This is a genomic window from Chamaesiphon sp. OTE_20_metabat_361 (assembly GCF_031364565.1).
In genome coordinates this window covers 1-2,811 of record NZ_JANLWO010000692.1, presented here as the reverse complement: position 1 = coordinate 2,811, position 2,811 = coordinate 1, and the positions used below count along the sequence as shown (strand labels likewise).

The following is a 2,811-nucleotide window of genomic DNA, read 5'->3' as shown; positions in this document are numbered from 1 at the left end:
GCTTTAGGCTTTAGGGGTGAGATTTGGATTTGGAGACCGAATTTTAGGTTTAGATTTTTGCTTCTAAATATTGAATTTTAGACTCCAGAACGCCTGCGTTCTTTTTATTCCCTAAAGCCTAAAGCCTAAAGACTACCCTCTACTCCCTAATTCCTGCTTGATGCGATCGACGATCGAGTGTTTATCAATGGTAACAAGAATTTGAGTAATGACGGCTTTAGGGCTATCCTCACCCCAAGAGGCACCATTAGTTAGGTAAGTTTTGGTAACTTGTCCGATGGTATAGGTAGATACGCCAGCAATACTAGCTTGAGTGAGGGCGATCGCCGTGTAGGGTGCGATGCTAATCCCGCCCGTAGCGGGGGCTACCAGCGCCAGCAAGCCCTTGATTCCGCTCAAACCGAGTTTAGCGATCGATTCACTAATCGTAATGCCGCCCATGCCCATGAGAATGCTCTGAAGGAGCTTTGTGGCACCCGATCGAGTCATCGGAATCCCATATAATTTGGATAGGCGAATCACCATCGCGATATCGATGGCGACACCACCGATGATATCCGCCGCTGTGAGTGGATTGAGGGCGACGGCGATCGCTTTAGCCATCACAAATTGCCAGATAATATCATTAGCTGCTTCCTCGCGACTATCCATCTTGCGATCGAGCGTCTGCTTTTGGATTCGATCTGCTGCTAACATGGCATTGAGTGCTGCTAGCGATTTGCCTTCCCGCTGCAATATTTCCACGATCCGCGATTTTAAGGCTGCGACTTGAGGGACACTCGGATGATAACTTACCCCCATACTGCCATCTTCGCGTTGACTGGCACGCACTACTAGCGGTGCGGCGGCGACGAGGATAATCTCATCGGGACTGAGAATTTCGCGCACGCGCTCATCCCGAATTTTGGCATGAATATTCAGCTTATCGCGATCGGGATACAGATCGACTTTATTAAATACTAATAACATCGGTTTTCCCGCACTTCTGAGTTGCGAAAGAGCCTTCAACTCTAGCTCGGTGATATCGCCAGCAATAACAAACAAAATCAAATCTGCCTGCCGCGCAATTTCTCCAGCGAGTAATTGTCTTTCCTCCCCATCAACTTCATCAATCCCCGGCGTATCGATAAATTCGATCGCTTCATGTAACGTATCGGGAGTATCTTTGTCTAGATCGAAAGCATCCTGCCAATTATCAATTTCCCACACTACTTGCTGGCGCTCTTGTGTCACGCCATGCAAGGCACCCGCTTCAAATACTGTTTGTCCGATTAAGGCATTTAATAGCGAAGATTTACCGCGTCCTACCATCCCAAAAACAGCAACTTGAAACACCGCTCGATCGAGTTTGATTAACATCTCACTCAATTCGGCAATCTCTGATTCTAAACCAGATCTTTCGCGTTGGCTGAGATCCAAATTGACTAACATCCGCCGTAAAGTATCCCGCGCTTGCTGATAGTTTCGCTCGGACTGCATCGTATTAAAACTCGCGATCGCATCTGCTAAATTTAGAGTATCTTCCATTGTAGAGATTAGGGAATAGGGGATAGGGAATAGGGATTGAATCTAGAGTTAAGAGAATTTTAATTGTCGATTATAAAACTTGGTTTTTAGCTGTAGACTAATAGCTATCTCCTATCCCCTATTCCCTAACTTAATATTCTGATTTGCGATCGCGGGACATCAATGCCACAATTGCTTCTGGTGCGGTAATCTGACCTTGCAGCAAGCGATCGACTAGTACGGTAATCGGCATATAAATTTGATTTTTGCTGGCAACTTGGCTCAATACTTTGGTTGTATTTATCCCTTCCGCAGTACCTTGAAGGGTAGCTAAAACTTCACTGAGAGTTTTACCTTGAGCTAATCCATAACCCACCTGATAATTTCGACTGAGCGGACTATTACAAGTTGCCAATAAGTCGCCCAAACCAGATAATCCATAAAAGGTTTCGGTTTTACCACCCCAATATTGACCGATCCGAATAATTTCTGCCAATCCTCGCGTCAATAGTGCCGATTTAGCATTATTTCCTAAGTTTAAACCGTCGCAGGTACCAGCCGCGATCGCAATGACATTTTTGACTGTCCCGGCAATCTCCACGCCGATCGGATCGTCATTAGTATAAACTCGAAATTGTGGTGAAGAAAATATCCCTTGAATTTTAGTAGCAGCCACCGCATCATCGGCAGCAATTACCGTTGCTGCTGGTAAGCCTTGCTGGATTTCTAGGGACAAATTAGGGCCAGATAAGACCACAATCGGATTGTGTGGAAATGCCGTCTGCCATAACTTTGCTGGCGTACAATTGGTTTGAGCATCCAATCCTTTGGTTGCTGTGACGATGATTTGATGGGGTGCAAGCGCGCCTTGCAATCGATCGATAACTGCCCGAACTCCCGACATCGAAACAGCGGAAATAATTGCCGTTCGCTCTCTAACTACATCGGTTAAATTCTCACCACAACTTCGCGACCAAATTGTTGGTTTGTAGCCATTAATCTGCGTCAAACTACCTAGCGCACTACCCCACGCACCAGCACCGATAATTGTAATTCGCTCTGACATAGACAGAAGAAGGGAATAAACGCGTTGCTGAATTGGGGTATGAAGCACAGATCTTGCCCTCACCCCTAACCCCTCTGTCTTGTCTCGCTAAACCCTCTCCTTCGGAGACGCTGCGCGAACGGGAAACCCGAGGAGCGCGAGCCGCTCCCAAGCTTGGGAGCGGCGTTTTTATTCGGGGGTTCCCCCCGAATAAAAAAACGACAAGACAGAGGGGAGCCAGAGCCGAAGGATCTGGCGGG

The 2,811-nt window shown here is 47.0% G+C and carries 2 protein-coding genes; both read right to left on the bottom strand.

Going from position 1 to position 2,811, the window contains the following annotated elements:
* Window positions 1-132: 132 nt before the first annotated feature.
* The gene (locus RMO35_RS19555) at window positions 133-1,527 is read right to left on the bottom strand and encodes a GTP-binding protein (RefSeq protein ID WP_309743364.1); all 1,395 of its coding nucleotides are present in this window, start codon (window positions 1,525-1,527) and stop codon (window positions 133-135) included.
* Window positions 1,528-1,657: 130 nt separating this feature from the next.
* Window positions 1,658-2,572 (bottom strand): NAD(P)H-dependent glycerol-3-phosphate dehydrogenase, encoded by a 915-nt coding sequence (locus RMO35_RS19550; protein WP_309743362.1) that lies wholly within the window; start codon window positions 2,570-2,572, stop codon window positions 1,658-1,660.
* Window positions 2,573-2,811 lie beyond the last annotated feature (239 nt).